Genomic DNA, 16,468 nt, shown 5'->3' with positions numbered 1-16,468 from the left:
GGTGGGCATCCCCATCGACCCGGCCTGGCTTGAAGTCCTGCTGCTGGCTACGGTCCGGATGACCGCCTTCCTGGTCGTGGCACCGCCCTTCTCGCACCACGCCATTCCGGGGCGCGTCAAAGCCATGCTGGGGCTGGGCCTGGGCCTGGCGGTGACGCAGCGCCTGGCCGGCGGCTACATGCCCCGGGACACCGCCGGGTTCGTCACCGGTGTGGTCCTGGAGCTCGTCACCGGGCTGGTCCTGGGCTTCCTGGTCCTCGTCATCTTTTCCGCCATCCAGTCCGCCGGCAGCCTGATCGACCTTTTCAGCGGGTTCCAGATGGCCCAGGCCTACGACCCCCAAATGATGGTCAACGGCGCACAGTTCACCCGTCTCCTGCAAATGGCGGCGCTGGCCCTGCTCTTCGCCTCCGACGGCTACCAGCTCGTCATCACCGGCCTCACCGGCAGCTTTGCCGCCCTGCCGCTGGCCGGGGGGATCGACCTGGCCCAGCCGGTGCAGGCCATGATCGCGGCGGTGTCCGGCATGTTCCTTGCCGCCGTGCAGATCGCCGGCCCCCTCCTGGTGGTCCTGTTCCTTGCCGACGTCGGGCTCGGCCTGCTGACCCGCGTGGCCCCGGCGCTGAATGCCTTCTCCCTCGGCTTCCCGCTGAAGATCCTGCTCACCCTGACGCTGGCCGGCTTCATGTTCCTGGCCCTGCCCCGACTCGTTTCCAGCCTCGCCGGGCAGGCCGCCAAAGCCGTACTGGGGGTGGGCTGATGGCGGATTCACAGGAAAAGACCGAGCAAGCCACCGAGAAACGAATGCGGGAGGTCCGCTCCAAGGGCCAGCTGTCCCGTTCCCAGGACCTCACCGCCTGGCTCGGCGTCGGCGCCGCCGCGCTGATGCTGCCCAGCACGGTGGACCGGGCCGCCAACGCCGCCACGGACCAGCTCTTCAGCATCCGCGGGATCGTGTCCGCCCCGGACCCCGGCAAAGCCGTCCGGGCGCTGGAAGCCGGCTTCGCGTCCATCGCCGGGATCGTCGGACCCCTGCTGGTTGTCGTATTCCTGGCCGTCCTCGCCGGCTCGGCCCTCCAGGGCGGTGTCCACCTGAAGAAATTCAGGCTCGAATTCGAACACTTCAACCTGCTCGCCGGGATCAAGCGGCTGTTCGGCGCGCAGGCCGTGTGGGGCGGCCTCAAGGCGCTGCTCAAGGCAAGCGTCGTGGGGCTGGTGCTCTACACCGTCGTGCAGGGACTGGTTCCGGTGCTGCTGACCGCCGGCGGACTGCCCGTCGCCGGGGTAGTGCAGGCCGCCGCCGGCGGGATAGCCGCCCTGGTCCAGTTCGCGGTGGCCGCCGGCATCGTGCTGGCCGCGGCCGACTTCTTCGTCGTGATGCGGCGCAACCGCAAGAAGACGCGGATGTCCAAGAAGGAAATCCAGGACGAAAACAAGAACAGCGAGGGCGATCCGCTGATCCGGTCCCAACGCCGGGCGCGCCAGATGGCTATGAGCCGCAACCGCATGATCGCGGCGATCGGGGACGCCGACGTCGTCCTGGTCAACCCCACGCACGTGGCGGTGGCCCTGAAATACGAGCCCGGAAAATCCGCACCCCGCGTCGTTGCCAAGGGCGCCGGCCACGTGGCTGCGAGGATCAGGGAAGAAGCCGAGGAAAAGAACGTGCCCATGGTCCAGGACATCCCGCTGGCCAGGGCCCTCCACGGGGCCTGTGAGCTGGGGGACGAGATCCCGGTGGACTTCTACCGGGCGGTGGCCGGCGTCCTCGCGTTCGTCATGGCACTCAAGGCCCGGGGCGCCGCCGCCGGGATGCACCGCATGACCACCACGGTGGCCACCGTATGAAACACGGCAGGCTCCACAGCGTGCAACACGGCACGAAATCTTCGGGAATCAGCGTCTGTGAAAGGACAGCACCATGAACAACAGGCTGAACCGGCTGGTGGTGCCCATCGGCATCGTGGGGATCGTGCTCCTGCTGGTGGTTCCCGTTCCCGCGCCGCTGCTCGACTTCCTCATCGTCTGCAACATCCTGCTGGCACTGCTGGTCCTGCTGACCAGCATGTTCGTCAAGAAACCGCTGGATTTCTCGGTGTTCCCGTCCCTGCTGCTGGTGGCCACGCTGTTCCGGCTCGGCCTCAACGTCGCCTCAACCCGCCTGGTCCTGGGCAACGGATACGCCGGGCAGGTCATTGAAGCCTTCGGCAAGGTGACGGTCGGCGGCTCCATGATCATCGGCGCCGTCGTGTTCCTCATCCTCGTGGTGATCCAGTTCGTCGTGGTCACCAAGGGCGCCGAGCGCGTGGCCGAGGTGGGCGCGCGCTTCACCCTCGACGCCATGCCCGGCAAGCAGATGGCGATCGACGCCGACCTCAACGCCGGCCTCCTCACCGACACCCAGGCCCGGGAGCGGCGGGCCGAAGTCTCTGCCGAGGCCGACTTCTACGGTGCCATGGACGGCGCCTCGAAGTTCGTCAAGGGTGACGCCATCGCGGGCATCATCATTATCATCATCAACTTCGTCGGCGGCATCGCCATCGGCATGGTCCAGCGCGGCCTGGAAATCGGCGACGCCCTGAACACCTACGGCCTGCTGACCATGGGCGACGGGCTCGTCACCCAGATCCCGGCACTGCTCATGGCCGTCTCCACCGGCATGATCGTGACCCGGTCCAACGCCGAGTCCGACATGGGGCGGACGGCCTCCACCCAGCTGCTGCAGTCACCGAACGCCCTCATGATCGCCGGCGTCGCCGCCGTCGCCATGGCACTGATCCCCGGTATGCCCCCGATTCCGTTCGTCGTCGTAGGCGCCGGCCTGTTCATCGCCTCCCGCCGGACCGCGGCAAGCCAACAGCTGGCGGAAACGGCCCGGGAGGCTGAGTCGACCGCGCTGAACTTCCCGGAACAGGATCCGAACGAGAAACTGCTGGAAGACATGCGCATCCACCCCGTGGAGATCCTGCTCGCACCTGACCTCGTGGATATGGTCTCCGGCGCCTCCGATGACCTCCTGGCCCGGGTCCGGTCCCTGCGGCACAAGATCGCCATGGAACTTGGCCTGGTCATCCCGCCGGTGCGCACCCGGGACAGTGTAGACCTGCCGCCGGCGACCTACGCCATCCGGATTGCCGGCGTGGAAGCCGGCCGCGGCACGGCCCCCAGCGGCCAGATGCTCGCCCTGGGCGAGAACCTGGACTCGCTCCCGGGCCCGGCGATGATCGAACCCGTGTTTGGGCTCGCCGGGAAATGGATTCCGGGGGAGATGCGCCACAACGCCGAAATGACAGGTGCCACAGTGATCGACCGGGTCTCCGTTCTGGTCACCCACCTGTCCTCGATCGTCGCGGCGAACGCTGCCCGGCTGCTGTCCCGCGAGGACGTCCGCGTGCTGACCGAGGGCGTGCGCAAGCAGAGCCCCTCCGCCGTCGACGAACTGACCCCGGCCCTGCTCTCCCTCGCCGAGCTGCAGCGCGTCCTCCAGGGCCTGCTGGATGAGCAGGTGCCCATCAACGACCTCGCCCGGATCTATGAGGCCCTCACGCTCCGCGCCAAGATTTCCACGGATCCGGAATCGCTTGTGGAAGCCGCCCGGCAGGCCCTGGGCCCCGCCCTCACGGCCAAGTTCATGGACGGCGAGGTGCTCAACGTCATCATGATCGACCCCGTCCTGGAACAACACATGCTCGAGGACATGCGGCCCGCGGAGGGCGGCAGCCAGATCGTCATGGGGCAGGAACGCCTCGACGCCGTGCTGCGCTCGGTGCGGTCCGCCGTCGACGCCGCGGCCGCCGCCAACCGCCAGGCCGTGCTTGTCTGTGCACCCGCGCTCCGGCCCGCCATCTACCGCCTCGTCGGGGCGCAGCCGGGATCCGTGCCCGTGTTGTCCTACCGCGAGGTGACCTCCGCCAACGTCCGGATCGAAACAGTAGGAGTGGTGCGCCATGCCGAACCGCTATCGGCTTAAGGGAGCCTCGCTCGAGGAAATCCGCCGCAAGGCAGAACAGCTGTACGGTCCGGCGGCCCGGATCGTTTCCGCCGAACGCGTCAGCAGCCCCGGAATCGCCGGCCTCTTCGCCCAGGACCGCTACGAGGCCATGATCGAGCTCCAGTCCAAACACGAGGTCGTCACCGGCGAGGTGGTGCCTGACGCCGACATCCTGGCCGGGGCCGATTCCGGCCCGGCGACTGGTGGTCCCGCCGGGGAGACCGCCGCCGGGGAGACCACCGCCGGGGAGACCACCGCCGGGGCGGCTTCCGCGGGCACTGTTCCGGGCACTGTTCCGGGCACCGTTCCGGGCGCCGGGACCCCCGCCGGGAAGTACGACGCCGGAGCCGCGGCGGCAGCACCGGCCCCGCCGGCGGCCCGGACCGCAGCGCAGGCGGGCCCGGCCGGAGGGCCGGCACGGCCCGCCGCCCCGACCCATCACCTGCAGGGCGCCGCCATCGCCGCACTCCTGGAGGAGGCGGACGCCGCCGAGCTGAGCCTGCACCGGCCCGCTCCTGCCGGTGTGTCCACCGAATCGCGGGACTTCGCCGAGCTGCTGGAACAGCTCGGTACCGGGCTCCGGACCCCGACAGATCCGCCCGCCGCAGCGCCGGACGCCGCCGTCGGGAGCCCTGCGCACCCGGCCGGCGCCGCCGCCGTCGGGAGCCCCGCGCACCCGGCCGCCGTCGCGCACCCGGCCGCCGTCGGGAGCCCTGCGCACCCGTCCGCCGTCGCGCCGGGCAACGCTGCGGGTGCCCCGGCTCCGGCTCCGCTGACCGGCGTCGGCGATCTCGTGCTCCTGATCGGGCTGGGGGAGGACGCGATGGATACCGCCCTGGCCATGTCCATGGCCTCCGGAGGTGCCGATGTGCGCACCGCCGGTGAGCTCTCCGCCTATGGCCACCTGCACGTCGACGGACGCCAAAGTGCCACGGCCGCGCGCGCCCATGCCGTGGTGACGGAGCGCACCGTCCTGGTGGCGTTCGGACTGGGCAAAGCCCGCAACGCCCTGGCCCGGGTGCCGTCCGTGGCGGCGCTCTCCGCCGACCAGGTCTGGGTTGTGGTCGATGCCGGACGCAAGCACGAGGACACGGCGCGCTGGGTCGGCGTGCTGTCCGCCCAGCTCAACGTGACCGCGGTGGCGGTGGTCGGCGCCTCGGAGACCGGGTCGCCTGAAAGCGTCAATGGCCTGGGACTGCCCGTGGGCTGGATCGACGGGCGCCCCGCCGGGCCCGAACCGACATGGCAGAACCGGCGGGAATCGTACGATGCTCCCCGGACTGAAGGGTAGATTGAGAGGATGCTGGTACTTACACGCAAGCCGGGCGAACAGATCATGATCGGCGACGGCATCGTCATCACTGTTCTGGAAGGCCGCGGCGACGGTGTTCGGATAGGCATTGAGGCGCCCCGCGGTGTGCCGATCCAGCGCCGGGAAGTCATCGAAGCCATCGCAGCGGCGAACCTCGCGGCGGCGGAAGCGGGCCCGGACGCCGAGGAGGCGCTGCGCGGCCTCATGCCGCCGCGCGCCACTCCCGCCGACGGCTGAGGACCCGCGCCGGATCAGACATGGTCCCCGCCGAGATACTGGGCCAGGAGCGGCTGGGCTGAACGCCGGACCACGGCGAGGGACCGCTCCAGGTTTCCTCCCATGGTCAGCTGGTCCAGAAGCCCGGCCGTGCCCGCCGGGCCGGCGCGTCCCGGCATCGGGAGGCTCCGCAGCGCATCCTCATTCACGCGGGAAGCCTCGCCCAGCCGGGCCAGGAGTGCGTGCAGGGCGTCCAGATGCTCGCGCAGGATCTCGGGCCAGGGCCCGGCGGGAGCGGCCGCAATCAGTTCGACGAGCGTGGTCTGTGCCGGCAGGCCCCATTGGGCCGCCACGGCAGCAGACTCGACGCTCCGGGCCAGGGCTTCGAAGCGCAGGCGGTCCAGCACGGTTTCAATCTCGGAGGCCATGAAGCTCAGCCATTCCAGATTCCCGGCCACGACGTGCAGGCGCTGCGTTTCCAGCCTGAAGAGGAGTAGCTCCAGCTGCCGCCGCTCCTGCCACAGTGCCGCGGAGAGATCACTTGCGCTCATGTGCCCCATTCTCTTTCCGCCCCGTGAATCACAGCTTCGGGGCGGTCACCGCATTTTTCGCACAGCTTTTCCCTGAGGGTACACGCAGATCTTGGAACAGGTGATAGGTTTCCTCCATGGGTGCTGCGCCCCTGCTTGCGAACGCTGACTCCAATGGGGGGAGCACCGGTCGGTTTTGGGTGCGGCTCTCGGCGTTTTAAGGGTCGAGGACCCTTCGGATCCGGTCTCATGGGGGGACACAGTATTGAATCGCGTGGAACGCAACGAGATGGTCACGCAGCACCTTCCGCTGGTGGGGTATCTCGTCTCAGATTTGTGCTCGAAGGCGTCACACCTTTCTCGCGATGACTTGGCGTCAGCCGGCGCTATTGCCTTGATTACCTCGGCCGATTCGTTCGATCCAGGCCTCGGGGTGCCGTTCGGCGCTTTCGCGCGCCGGCGTATCCTTGGCGCCTTCGCAGACGAGATGCGGGCCAGCGACTGGGCCACCCGATCCGCCCGCCGCCGGATCAAGGAAACCATGTCCGTGCAGGAAACCCTGGCGTCCGCCCTGGGCCGCACCCCCACAGTGGACGAGATCGCCTCTGCCCTGGGCGTCCAGCAGAGCGTTGTGGAGGCCGCGCTCGCGGATGCCTCGCGCACATTGACGCCCCTCGACGAGGCCGTGGTGGACACCCTGGCCGCCGAAACCCTCACCCCGGAACACTCCGTGCTCGCGGACGAACGGCTCCAGTACCTTCGGGCCGCCGTGAAATCCCTTCCGGAACGGATGCGCTACGTGGTGGAGGAGATCTATTTCGGAGACCGCACGGTCAAAGACCTGGCCGCGGAACTCGGATCCACGCACGCAGCGGTGTCCCAGCAGCGTTCGGAAGCCATCCGGCTCATGCGCGACGGCCTGAGCGCCCACTACGCCGACGACCCCGAGCAGCCGTTCCAGCCCCAGTCCAGGATTACCCCGAGGCGGCGCAACGACTACCTCACCCAGCTGTCCGAATCCACCTCCGGCGGCATCACACGGGCCGTGTTCCCGCGTGGGCCCATCCTCAACGAGGCCGTCTAAACCGCCCCAAAAACGGTTAGTAAGCCGACTTAGTAAGCTGACCGAGAAATTCCTCCCAGAAGCATCGCGGCCCGGCGCCGCGCTGCGGTAGCGTCGGAAGCATCGGCCGGGGTGCCAGCAATGGCATGCGCGGCCCGCACGGCACCGGTTCTATCGAGGAGGATTCATGAAAGCATCACCCACATTGACGACCAACCTGCAGGCAGTACTGGTGGACCTGATCGAACTCCACGTTCAGGGCAAGCAGGCACACTGGAACATCGTCGGGACCAACTTCAGGGACCTTCACCTCCAGCTGGATGAAATCATCGACGCCGCCCGGGGATTCGCGGATGACCTTGCCGAGCGCATGCGTGCCCTCCACGCCCTCCCGGACGGCCGAAGCTCCACGGTTTCCAAGTCCACCGCACTGGCCGAGTTCCCGAAGGGCCTGATCAACACGAAGGACGCCATCGAGCGGATTGTCGCCGCGCTTGAGGCGGCCGTCGGCACGATGCGCAAGGTCCATGACGAAGTGGACGAGGAAGATCCCACCACCGCGGATCTGCTGCACGAGTTCATCGCCAAGTTTGAGCAGTACGCCTGGATGGTGAATGCCGAGACCATGCGGGCCACCGCCAGCGTGACCACCCCGGACAGCAAGTAGGGACCGGCTCCCACCAGCCCCCCAAGAAACAGCAGCGTCCGGCGCCGGGAGGATACCCGGCGCCGGACGCTGCTGTTTAAGGGCTGGAACCCCTTGACGCTGACGACGGCGTGACGCTGACGGCGGCCGCTGAGCCCTATTGGGCCTTCGGCACCGACCGCAGGACGACGGCGGCCAGGACGCAGGCCCCGGACATCAGAACCAGTGCAATGGACGCTGTGACGTGCACGCCCGAGTCGAAGGCGGTGCGCGCGGCCGCCGTCACCGCCTCGGCCAGGGGCGCCGGAAGCATCCGGGCCAGATCCACAGCGCCGGCCAGGGTTTCACCGGCCTGGCTGGTGGCCGCCGCCGGGGCGAGTTCGGACACGCCCGCGGGAAGCCGGAGGTTGCCCTGGTAGGAGGCCGTCAGGATTGAGCCGAGAATCGCCGTACCCAGCAGGGACCCCACTTCGTAGCCCGTCTCGGAGATAGCGGCGGCTGCCCCTGCCTTGTCGGCGGGCGCCGCACCCAGGATCAGGTCATTGGAGATCGTCTCCGCGGCGCCCACCCCCAGGCAGAGCACCAGCAGGGCGGCAAGGAGCAGCGACGGGCCCTGGCTGTGGTCGCCGAATGCCACCACGAAATAGCCCGCCGCGCTCAGCAGCAGGCCGCCGGCCACCACAAAGCCGGGCCGCACCTTGCGCACCAGCGGGACCACGAGCAGCCCCGCTACAACCGTGGCGATGAGGGCCGGGACCATGGCGACGCCGGAGGCCGAGGGGGACTGGCCCTCCAGCAGCTGCAGGTGCTGGGCCAGGAAGAGGATGAAGCCGTTGAAGGAGAACAGTGCCAGGACGTTGGCCACAATGGCCGTACTGAAGATCCGGTTGCCAAACAGGCTGACGTCGAGCATCGGCGCGGTGCTGTGGTCTGTCCTGTGGATACGGGCAAGCGCGCGTTGCCGCCGGATGAACACATAGCCCATGAGCAGGCCGGTTCCGATGCTCGCGAAGGCCTCGGGAGCCGGCCCGTGGGTGGCAAGGGCTTTGATCCCGTAGACCACCGGCACCATGACCAGCAGGGACAGGGCAATGCTGGGCACGTCCACCCGGCCCGGCTTCGGATCGCGGGATTCCGGGATCAGGGCCGGCCCGAGCAGCAGCAGCGGCAGGATGATCGGCACCGCGACCAGCAGGACGGCGCCCCACCAGAAGTGTTCCACCAGCCAGCCGCCGACAATCGGGCCGAGGGCGGCGCCGCCGGAGAAGCCGGCGGCCCAGACCGCCACCGCCAGCCTGCGCCGGTTGGGCTGCGGAAAGATGTTCCGGATCAGCGACAGCGTGGACGGCATCAGCATGGCGCCGAAAAGGCCAAGCCCGGCGCGGCCGGCGATCAGCCATTCCGCACTCGGCGCGAACGCCGTCACGGCCGACACCGCGGCAAAGCCCGCGCTGCCCACGAACAGCAGCCGGCGCCGGCCGATCCTGTCGCCCAGGGAACCCATCGCGACCAGGAGTCCGGCCAGGACCAGGGGATAGGCATCGACGATCCAGAGCAGTTCGACGCCGGAGGCGGTCAGGCTGCTGGCGATGGCCGGCAGGGCGAACGTGAGCGCGGTGTTGTCCACGGCCACGAGCAGGACGGGGAACATCAGCAGGGCCAGCGCCACCCAGTCACGCCACGGTGCCCGGGGCCCGGTGGCCGCAGGAGTGCTGGTGGCTACGGTGATCGATGGAATGCTCATAAGGATAACTGTACCGTCTGGACGGTACAGTTAAGAAATGCGCGCGCGGACAGGCATGATGGGAGGCATGCCCAGGAAACCCGTCGCCCGCGAGGCCGTCCTCGATGCCTTCGAATCCCTGCTCATCGAAGTCGGTGAACGCGCCGCGACGCTGGACGCCGTCGCGCGCCGGGCCGGCGTCTCCAAGGGCGGCCTGCTCTACCATTTTCCGACCAAAGAGGCCATGATCGCGGTCCTGCTGGAACGGCTGGACCGGCTCCTGGCTGCCGATGTTGCGGCCATGGCGGCAGCCCCGGAAGGGGCGGCGGCGTACTTCATCAAGTCCTCGGTGTGGGCGGACACGCCCATGGACCGGGTCTTCGTGGCGGCCACGCGGCTCGCCGAGGTGGCGCACGGGGAAACGCTCCGCCGCTTCGCCGCCGGCCAGGCGAGCTGGCTGGAACTGCTGGCGGCCGACGTCGGGCCCGCCATGGCGAAGGCCGTCCTGTGCATGGGGGACGGGCTGTACTTCAACGCCATGCTGGCGCGGGGTCCCGGCGGGCCGCCGCCGGAAGTCGAGGCGGACGTCCAGAGCCTCCTGGCCGCCGTCGAGCGCCTGCGCGGCTGAAGCCCACACCCACCCCCTCCGACCCCCTACTCCCCGCCGACCCCCTACTCCCCGCCGAATTCGCCGGAAGCGTTCGAGTACGCCGGAAAGTTGCGGCGACTCCGGGCGTTTCCGGCGAATTCGCGCCGCCGGATTCGCCACCGGGTGGCTCGTGGCCCGTAACCTGGGTCCGCCGCCGGGAGGGAGTTTGCGGACGCGCGCCCGGCATAGGACAATGAGAGCTGTGACTGTAGTCACCCCCGATTGAACGCCTAATTAAATACGCCTTTGATCTGCGGCGGGAGAGTCCTGCAAGTAGGTACAAGCAGGCGCCGTAGGAGCAAACCCTCCCCAGGAATCTCTCAGGCCCATGTACCGCCGCGGCAAGGCATCTCTGGAAAGTAGCAGGCGTGTCCCGGACATGCTGTGCTCACCGACGGTGCAAGCGGAGCCCTGAAACGCGGGCTGCGCGGAAACTCTCAGGTCCAATACAGAGCGGGGAGGAACCCGAATCAATGTGGCGTACCCTGCGCCGCCTGAGTTATGGAGTTCCTTGTGACTGTTACCCCAGCCTCCACGTCCTTCGTTGACCGGCATATCGGCGCGCGCCGCCAGGCCGACGTCGACGCCATGCTGAAGGCTGTCGGCTACGACACCGTCGACGCCCTGGTGGACACCGCCGTTCCGAAGGACATCCGCCAGGACGCCGACCTCGCGCTCGCCGCGGCCCTGAGCGAGGTCGAAGTCCTCGCCGAGCTGCGCAAGCTGGCGTCGAAGAACAAGACCGCCGTGCAGATGATCGGGCAGGGCTACTACGACACGCTCACCCCGCCGGTGATCCGCCGCAACATCCTCGAAGCCCCGGCCTGGTACACCGCGTACACGCCCTACCAGCCGGAGATCTCGCAGGGCCGGCTTGAGGCGCTGCTGAACTTCCAGACCATGGTCCAGGACCTCGTCGGCCTGCCGATCGCCAACGCCTCCCTGCTGGATGAAGCCACCGCCGTGGCCGAGGCCGTGCTGATGATGCGCCGCGCGAATAAGAACAAGACGGCGCACGACGGCAAGACCGTCCTCGACGCCGACTGCCTTCCCCAGACCATCGCGATCGTCAAGGGCCGTGCCGAGGCCCTCGGCTTCGAGGTCGAGGTCGCCGACCTCTCCAAGGGCCTGCCCGACGGGGTCATCAACGGCGTCGTCCTGCAGCAGCCGGGCGTCTCCGGCCGCGTGTTCGACCACACCGCCGTGATCGCCGACGCCAAGGAACGCGGCGCCCTCGTCACCGTCGCGGCAGATCTCCTCTCCCTGACCCTGATCACGTCCCCGGGCGAGCAGGGCGCTGACATCGCCGTCGGATCCGCCCAGCGCTTCGGCGTGCCGCTGTTCTTCGGCGGACCGCACGCCGCCTACATGGCCGTCCAGAAGGGGCTCGAGCGCTCCATGCCCGGCCGCCTCGTGGGTGTCTCCAAGGACAACGCCGGCGTTCCCGCCTACCGCCTGGCCCTGCAGACCCGCGAGCAGCATATCCGCCGCGAGAAGGCCACCTCCAACATCTGCACCGCCCAGGCCCTGCTGGCCATCGTGGCTTCCTTCTACGCCGTCTACCACGGCCCGGACGGGCTGAAGGCAATCGCCCAGGCGGTACACGTCCACGCGAAGACCATCGCCGCCTCCCTGAAGGCCGCCGGTCTGGACGTGCTGCACACCTCTTTCTTCGACACCATCACCGTCTCCGTGCCGGGCCGGGCAGCTGAGATCATCGCGGCAGCCGACGCCAAGGGCGTCAACCTGCGCGCCATCGACGCCGACACCGTCGGCATCTCCGCCGACGAGGCCACGACGGTGGCCGTCGTCGCCGACGTCATTGCCGCATTCGGCGCGTCCGTGACTGCCGCGGCTGCAGGCACGGACACTGCGTTCGGCCTGGACCCCGCCGTCGAGCGCACCTCCGACTACCTGCAGCACCCGGTGTTCAACACGCACCGTTCCGAGACCCAGCTGCTGCGCTACATCCGCCGCCTCTCGGACCGCGACCTTGCCCTGGACCGGACCATGATCCCGCTGGGCTCCTGCACCATGAAGCTGAACGCCACCGCCGAGATGGAGGCCATCTCGTGGCCCGAGTTCGCCTCCATCCACCCGTTCGCCCCGGAATCCCAGACCGCCGGCTGGCGTGAACTGATCGAGGACCTCGAAGGCCAGTTGACCGAGATCACCGGCTACGACCAGGTCTCGATCCAGCCCAACGCCGGTTCCCAGGGCGAGCTCGCCGGGCTGCTGGCGATCCGCGGCTACCACCTCTCCCGCGGTGATGCCCAGCGCAACATCTGCCTGATCCCGGCCTCCGCGCACGGCACGAACGCGGCCTCGGCCGTGTTGGCCGGCATGAAGGTCGTGGTCGTGGCCACGGCTTCGGACGGCACGATCGATCACGCGGACCTGACCGCCAAGATCGAGCTGCACAAGGATGCGCTGTCCTGCATCATGATCACCTACCCGTCCACGCACGGGGTGTACGACGCCGATGTCCGCGAGGTCTGCGACGCGGTCCACGCCGCCGGCGGCCAGGTCTACATCGACGGCGCCAACCTCAACGCCCTCGTCGGGCTGGCCCAGCCCGGCATGTTCGGCGGCGACGTCTCGCATCTGAACCTGCACAAGACTTTCTGCATCCCGCACGGCGGCGGCGGACCGGGCGTCGGCCCGGTCGCGGCCAAGGCGCACCTGGCCCCGTTCATGCCGGGCAACGCTGTTGATCCCGCCAACGGCGCCGACGGCACCCCGATCTCCGCCTCCCGCTACGGCTCGGCCGGCGTGCTGCCGATCTCCTGGGCCTACGTGAAGCTGATGGGCGGCCGCGGCCTCACCGAGGCGACCAAGTCCGCGCTGCTCGCGGCGAACTACATCGCGGCCCGCCTCAACGACTCCTTCCCGGTGCTCTACACCGGCGAAGGCGGCCTGGTGGCCCACGAGTGCATCCTGGACCTGCGCGAACTCACGGCCAAGACCGGCGTGACCGCCGAGGACGTGGCCAAGCGCCTGATCGACTACGGCTTCCACGCCCCCACCCTGGCGTTCCCGGTGGCCGGCACCCTGATGGTGGAGCCCACCGAGTCCGAGGACCTGGGCGAGATCGACCGCTTCATCACGGCCATGGTCGCCATCCGCGCCGAGATCGACCAGGTGGCCAACGGCGATTTCACGGTGGAGCACAGCCCGCTGCGCAACGCCCCGCACACCGCCGCTGCCGTGATCAGCACCGACTGGACCCGCGAGTACCCGCGTGAGCAGGCCGTCTTCCCGGTCCACACGCTCAAGCAGGACAAGTACTTCCCGCCCGTCGGCCGCATCGACGGCGCAGCCGGGGACCGCAACCTGATCTGCTCGTGCCCGCCCCTCGAGGCCTTCGAAGAAGACACAGCAGTCCACTCCGACGACTCCGCCAACTCCGACTCTGACAGCTAAGGACAGCCAACGATGACTGAGAACTACACGGCCCTGTACGAAGAGCACAAGAAGCTCGGCGCCTCCTTCACGGACTTCGGCGGCTGGCAGATGCCGCTGAAGTACAGCTCGGAACTAGCCGAGCACCACGCCGTCCGCAAGTCCGCGGGCCTGTTCGACCTCTCCCACATGGGCGAAGTCTGGGTCACCGGCCCCGACGCCGCAGCCTTCCTGGACTACGCCCTCGTGGGCAAGATCTCGGCGATGGCCATTGGCAAGGCCAAGTACTCGCTGATCTGCAACGAGGACGGCGGCATCATCGACGACCTCATCACCTACCGCCGCGGCGACCAGAAATTCCTTGTGGTCCCCAATGCGGGCAACGCGAAGGTCGTCGCCGCGGCCCTGGCCGAGCGCGTCGGTTCCGGAAAGGACGGCGGATTCGACGTCACCGTCCAGGACGCCTCTGCTGAGACCTCGCTGATCGCCGTGCAGGGACCCAAGGCCCAGGAGATCCTGCTGCGCCTGGTCCCCGCGGCGCAGCACGAGCTCGTCACCGGCCTGAAGTACTACGCCGCCGTGGACGTCCCGTTCATGTTCGCTGGAGCCAGCCAGGACCTCCTGCTGGCCCGCACCGGCTACACCGGCGAAGACGGCTTCGAGATCTTTGTCGCGAACGACGCCGCCGCCGCCCTCTGGCAGGCGCTCGTCGCCATCGCAGAGGACGGCGAGCTGACCCCCTCCGGTCTCGCGTCCCGCGATTCGCTCCGTCTCGAGGCCGGCATGCCGCTTTACGGCAACGAGCTCTCCCTGGAGGGCGATCCGTTCGCCGCCGGCCTGGGCCCCGTCGTCGCCCTGTCCAAGGAAGGCGACTTCATCGGCAAGGCCGCCTTGGCCGCCAAGAAGGAAACCGGCGCCGGCGCCACGACGGGCCGCAAGCTCGTCGGGCTCAAGGGCCTCGGGCGCCGGGCCGGCCGCGGCCACTACCCGGTCCTCAAGGACGGCAACGTCGTCGGCGAAGTCACCTCCGGCCAGCCCAGCCCGAGCCTGGGCTACCCGGTCGCGATGGCCTACGTCGACGTCGAATTCACCGAGCCCGGCACCGCACTGGACATCGACCTCCGCGGCAAGGCCGAACCCTTCGAAGTGGTCGCACTGCCTTTCTACAAGCGCCAAAAGTAGCCGAAGCTGTCCCGGGGGCTGCGTGATTGTGGTTGCGTCAGCCCGTCGGACCCGGCATCCTCTGCATGCTCGGTCGCGAAGACGCCCGCTGAGCGGACGTAACGCTCCCTTAGACGCATGCTCCCGGATGTCGGGCCCGAAGGGGCCCTGCAGCTCACCTCGGGTTCAACTCACCTCGAGTTCCAAGCCTCATTTGGGGCGCCTTCGAAAGCCAAAAGTGCTGGGGGATGTACCGCCTACCGCGGGGTAGGACTGTCCCAAAGGGTGGCACGCCAAGCCCGATCATTGGGGGTTGAGCTTGATGACACCCTTGAAGCCTCGGAGCACCCCGGCTCTGGAAGATATCGAAAAGCCACTGTTTCTTCCGGGGAAACGGCTGGCCCCAAAAACTGAACTGAATAGCGGCGGGTGAGGGGATTCCGGAAGCGTGCGTCTAAGCGAGGGACGAGCGAGCACGCGGAGGAATTGCCTCATCCGCCACCCAACCCACCACAATTGTTGTGGCCCACGACTTTTCAAACGTAAAGGAAAAACACATGGCAAAAGTTGCCCCTGAACTGCAGTACTCCGACGAGCACGAGTGGGTTGCCCGCGAGGCCGGAAACGTTGTTTCCATCGGCATCTCCGCCGTCGCCACGGATGCCCTGGGCGACATCGTCTACGTGGACCTGCCCGAGGTCGGTTCCGCGGTGACCGCGGGGGAGACCTGCGGCGAGGTCGAGTCGACCAAGTCGGTCTCGGACCTGTACGCCCCTGTCACGGGTGAGGTCACCGAAATCAACCCTGCCGTCGTCGATGACCCCGCGCTGATCAACAGCGACCCGTACGGTGCCGGTTGGCTGTTCAAGGTCGCCGCCGAGTCCGACGGCCCGCTGCTTTCGGCCCAGGAGTACGCGTCCAAGAACGGTGGCGAGCTGTGAGCGGCGCATCGGCGGCCGCGGGCACCCAGACGCTGGCGTTTGAGCAGGTCGTCTCCGCGAGCCTGGACGCGGACCTGTCCGTGCTGGATCCGGAGATCGCCGCGAAGATCGACGCCGAACTCACCCGGCAGCGTGACGGTTTGGAGATGATCGCCTCGGAGAACCACACCGCCAAGGCTGTGATGCAGGCGCAGGGTTCGGTGTTGACGAACAAGTATGCCGAGGGCTACCCGGGCAAGCGCTACTACGGCGGCTGCGAGCACGTTGATGTGATGGAACAGCTCGCGATCGACCGGGTCAAGGCCCTGTTCGGTGCGGGGTTCGCGAACGTGCAGCCGCATTCCGGTGCGCAGGCCAACGCCTCGGTGATGCACGCCCTGATCCGGCCGGGCGACACCATCATGGGCCTGAACCTGGCGCACGGCGGGCACCTGACGCACGGCATGAAGATCAACTTCTCCGGCCGGCTCTACAATGTCATTCCGTACCAGGTCCGTGAAGAGGACCACCGGATCGATATGGCCGAGGTCGAGGCCCTGGCCCTGGAGCACAAGCCGGCGCTGATCGTTGCCGGCTGGTCCGCGTACGCCCGGCAGCTCGACTTCGCCGAGTTCCGCCGGATCGCCGACTCGGTCGGCGGCTTACCTGATGGTGGACATGGCGCACTTCGCCGGGCTCGTGGCCACGGGTCTGCACCCGTCCCCGGTCCCGCACGCGCACGTCACCACCTCCACCACGCACAAGACCCTTGCMGGTCCGCGCGGCGGCATCATCCTCTCCAACGACGCCGAGATCGCCAAGAAGATCAACTCCGCGGTGTTCCCCGGCCAGCAG

The 16,468-nt window shown here is 68.3% G+C and carries 13 protein-coding genes, 1 pseudogene and 2 riboswitches; of the genes and pseudogenes, 12 read left to right on the top strand and 2 right to left on the bottom strand.

Translation table 11 applies throughout. The features are described from left to right. The first annotated feature begins 1 nt into the window (after nucleotide 1). The 5 genes from AC1DFR_RS16775 to AC1DFR_RS16755 all read left to right on the top strand — a co-directional run bounded on the left by AC1DFR_RS16775 (nucleotide 2) and on the right by AC1DFR_RS16755 (nucleotide 5,540). The gene (locus tag AC1DFR_RS16775; protein WP_476872222.1) at nucleotides 2-760 is read left to right on the top strand and encodes a flagellar biosynthetic protein FliR; all 759 of its coding nucleotides are present in this window, start codon (nucleotides 2-4) and stop codon (nucleotides 758-760) included. Next, nucleotides 760-1,848 carry an EscU/YscU/HrcU family type III secretion system export apparatus switch protein gene (locus tag AC1DFR_RS16770; RefSeq protein ID WP_476872223.1) on the top strand — a complete coding sequence of 363 codons (1,089 nt, stop codon included), beginning with the start codon at nucleotides 760-762 and terminating at the stop codon, nucleotides 1,846-1,848. Before AC1DFR_RS16775 ends, AC1DFR_RS16770 begins: the two co-directional genes overlap by 1 nt. Before the next feature lie 73 nt (nucleotides 1,849-1,921). Then, nucleotides 1,922-3,970 (top strand): flagellar biosynthesis protein FlhA, encoded by a 2,049-nt coding sequence (locus AC1DFR_RS16765; protein WP_476851538.1) that lies wholly within the window; start codon nucleotides 1,922-1,924, stop codon nucleotides 3,968-3,970. Beyond that, nucleotides 3,948-5,282: a hypothetical protein gene (locus AC1DFR_RS16760; protein ID WP_476873952.1), complete on the top strand. Its 1,335-nt coding sequence runs from the start codon at nucleotides 3,948-3,950 to the stop codon at nucleotides 5,280-5,282. Before AC1DFR_RS16765 ends, AC1DFR_RS16760 begins: the two co-directional genes overlap by 23 nt. Before the next feature lie 9 nt (nucleotides 5,283-5,291). Further along, entirely contained in the window at nucleotides 5,292-5,540 is a 249-nt protein-coding gene (locus AC1DFR_RS16755) for a carbon storage regulator (RefSeq protein ID WP_026538957.1), read from the top strand. Nucleotides 5,541-5,554: 14 nt separating this feature from the next. Here the strand turns inward: AC1DFR_RS16755 and flgN are convergent, their stop codons facing one another. Beyond that, nucleotides 5,555-6,070, bottom strand: a complete 516-nt coding sequence (gene flgN / locus AC1DFR_RS16750; RefSeq protein ID WP_476873951.1) for a flagellar export chaperone FlgN — start codon at nucleotides 6,068-6,070, stop codon at nucleotides 5,555-5,557. A gap of 244 nt (nucleotides 6,071-6,314) precedes the next feature. Between flgN and AC1DFR_RS16745 the strand changes: the two genes are divergently transcribed. Beyond that, nucleotides 6,315-7,133: a sigma-70 family RNA polymerase sigma factor gene (locus AC1DFR_RS16745; protein WP_026538956.1), complete on the top strand. Its 819-nt coding sequence runs from the start codon at nucleotides 6,315-6,317 to the stop codon at nucleotides 7,131-7,133. Between the two features lie 166 nt (nucleotides 7,134-7,299). Continuing rightward, nucleotides 7,300-7,779, top strand: a complete 480-nt coding sequence (locus AC1DFR_RS16740) for a Dps family protein (RefSeq protein ID WP_028275324.1) — start codon at nucleotides 7,300-7,302, stop codon at nucleotides 7,777-7,779. Nucleotides 7,780-7,915: 136 nt separating this feature from the next. Here the strand turns inward: AC1DFR_RS16740 and AC1DFR_RS16735 are convergent, their stop codons facing one another. Then, nucleotides 7,916-9,502 (bottom strand): MFS transporter, encoded by a 1,587-nt coding sequence (locus AC1DFR_RS16735; RefSeq protein ID WP_476873950.1) that lies wholly within the window; start codon nucleotides 9,500-9,502, stop codon nucleotides 7,916-7,918. Nucleotides 9,503-9,569: 67 nt separating this feature from the next. Here AC1DFR_RS16735 and AC1DFR_RS16730 point away from each other — a divergent pair, with 67 nt between their 5' ends. The 5 genes and pseudogenes from AC1DFR_RS16730 to glyA form a co-directional block, all read left to right on the top strand. Beyond that, complete coding sequence (locus AC1DFR_RS16730; RefSeq protein WP_079555622.1) at nucleotides 9,570-10,109, top strand: TetR/AcrR family transcriptional regulator; 540 nt, start codon at nucleotides 9,570-9,572, stop codon at nucleotides 10,107-10,109. Between the two features lie 268 nt (nucleotides 10,110-10,377). Further along, a riboswitch (glycine riboswitch) is annotated at nucleotides 10,378-10,476 on the top strand. A gap of 1 nt (nucleotide 10,477) precedes the next feature. Next, nucleotides 10,478-10,592, top strand: a riboswitch (glycine riboswitch). A 39-nt stretch (nucleotides 10,593-10,631) separates the two neighbouring features. Then, complete coding sequence (gene gcvP / locus AC1DFR_RS16725) at nucleotides 10,632-13,553, top strand: aminomethyl-transferring glycine dehydrogenase (protein WP_476873949.1); 2,922 nt, start codon at nucleotides 10,632-10,634, stop codon at nucleotides 13,551-13,553. Nucleotides 13,554-13,565: 12 nt separating this feature from the next. Next, nucleotides 13,566-14,714: a glycine cleavage system aminomethyltransferase GcvT gene (gcvT, locus tag AC1DFR_RS16720; protein ID WP_476873948.1), complete on the top strand. Its 1,149-nt coding sequence runs from the start codon at nucleotides 13,566-13,568 to the stop codon at nucleotides 14,712-14,714. A gap of 536 nt (nucleotides 14,715-15,250) precedes the next feature. Next, nucleotides 15,251-15,634 carry a glycine cleavage system protein GcvH gene (gcvH, locus tag AC1DFR_RS16715; protein ID WP_230007215.1) on the top strand — a complete coding sequence of 128 codons (384 nt, stop codon included), beginning with the start codon at nucleotides 15,251-15,253 and terminating at the stop codon, nucleotides 15,632-15,634. Nucleotides 15,635-15,666: 32 nt separating this feature from the next. After that, a pseudogene (glyA, locus tag AC1DFR_RS16710) lies at nucleotides 15,667-16,468 on the top strand (serine hydroxymethyltransferase); the annotation flags it as partial.

The organism is Arthrobacter sp. 05T410 (genome assembly GCF_056396505.1).
The sequence above is the reverse complement of the archived record's forward strand: the minus strand, read 5'-3'. Positions and strand labels throughout refer to the sequence as shown.

Bases quoted from the DNA above. Each gene is read 5' to 3' on its own strand.
- AC1DFR_RS16770 (WP_476872223.1), top strand. From the start codon at position 760: ATGGCGGATTCACAGGAAAAGACCGAGCAAGCCACCGAGAAACGAATG.
- AC1DFR_RS16765 (WP_476851538.1), top strand. From the start codon at position 1,922: ATGAACAACAGGCTGAACCGGCTGGTGGTGCCCATCGGCATCGTGGGG.
- AC1DFR_RS16760 (WP_476873952.1), top strand. From the start codon at position 3,948: ATGCCGAACCGCTATCGGCTTAAGGGAGCCTCGCTCGAGGAAATCCGC.
- AC1DFR_RS16755 (WP_026538957.1), top strand. From the start codon at position 5,292: ATGCTGGTACTTACACGCAAGCCGGGCGAACAGATCATGATCGGCGAC.
- flgN (WP_476873951.1), bottom strand. From the start codon at position 6,070: ATGAGCGCAAGTGATCTCTCCGCGGCACTGTGGCAGGAGCGGCGGCAG.
- AC1DFR_RS16740 (WP_028275324.1), top strand. From the start codon at position 7,300: ATGAAAGCATCACCCACATTGACGACCAACCTGCAGGCAGTACTGGTG.
- AC1DFR_RS16735 (WP_476873950.1), bottom strand. From the start codon at position 9,502: ATGAGCATTCCATCGATCACCGTAGCCACCAGCACTCCTGCGGCCACC.
- AC1DFR_RS16730 (WP_079555622.1), top strand. From the start codon at position 9,570: ATGCCCAGGAAACCCGTCGCCCGCGAGGCCGTCCTCGATGCCTTCGAA.
- gcvP (WP_476873949.1), top strand. From the start codon at position 10,632: ATGGAGTTCCTTGTGACTGTTACCCCAGCCTCCACGTCCTTCGTTGAC.
- gcvT (WP_476873948.1), top strand. From the start codon at position 13,566: ATGACTGAGAACTACACGGCCCTGTACGAAGAGCACAAGAAGCTCGGC.
- gcvH (WP_230007215.1), top strand. From the start codon at position 15,251: ATGGCAAAAGTTGCCCCTGAACTGCAGTACTCCGACGAGCACGAGTGG.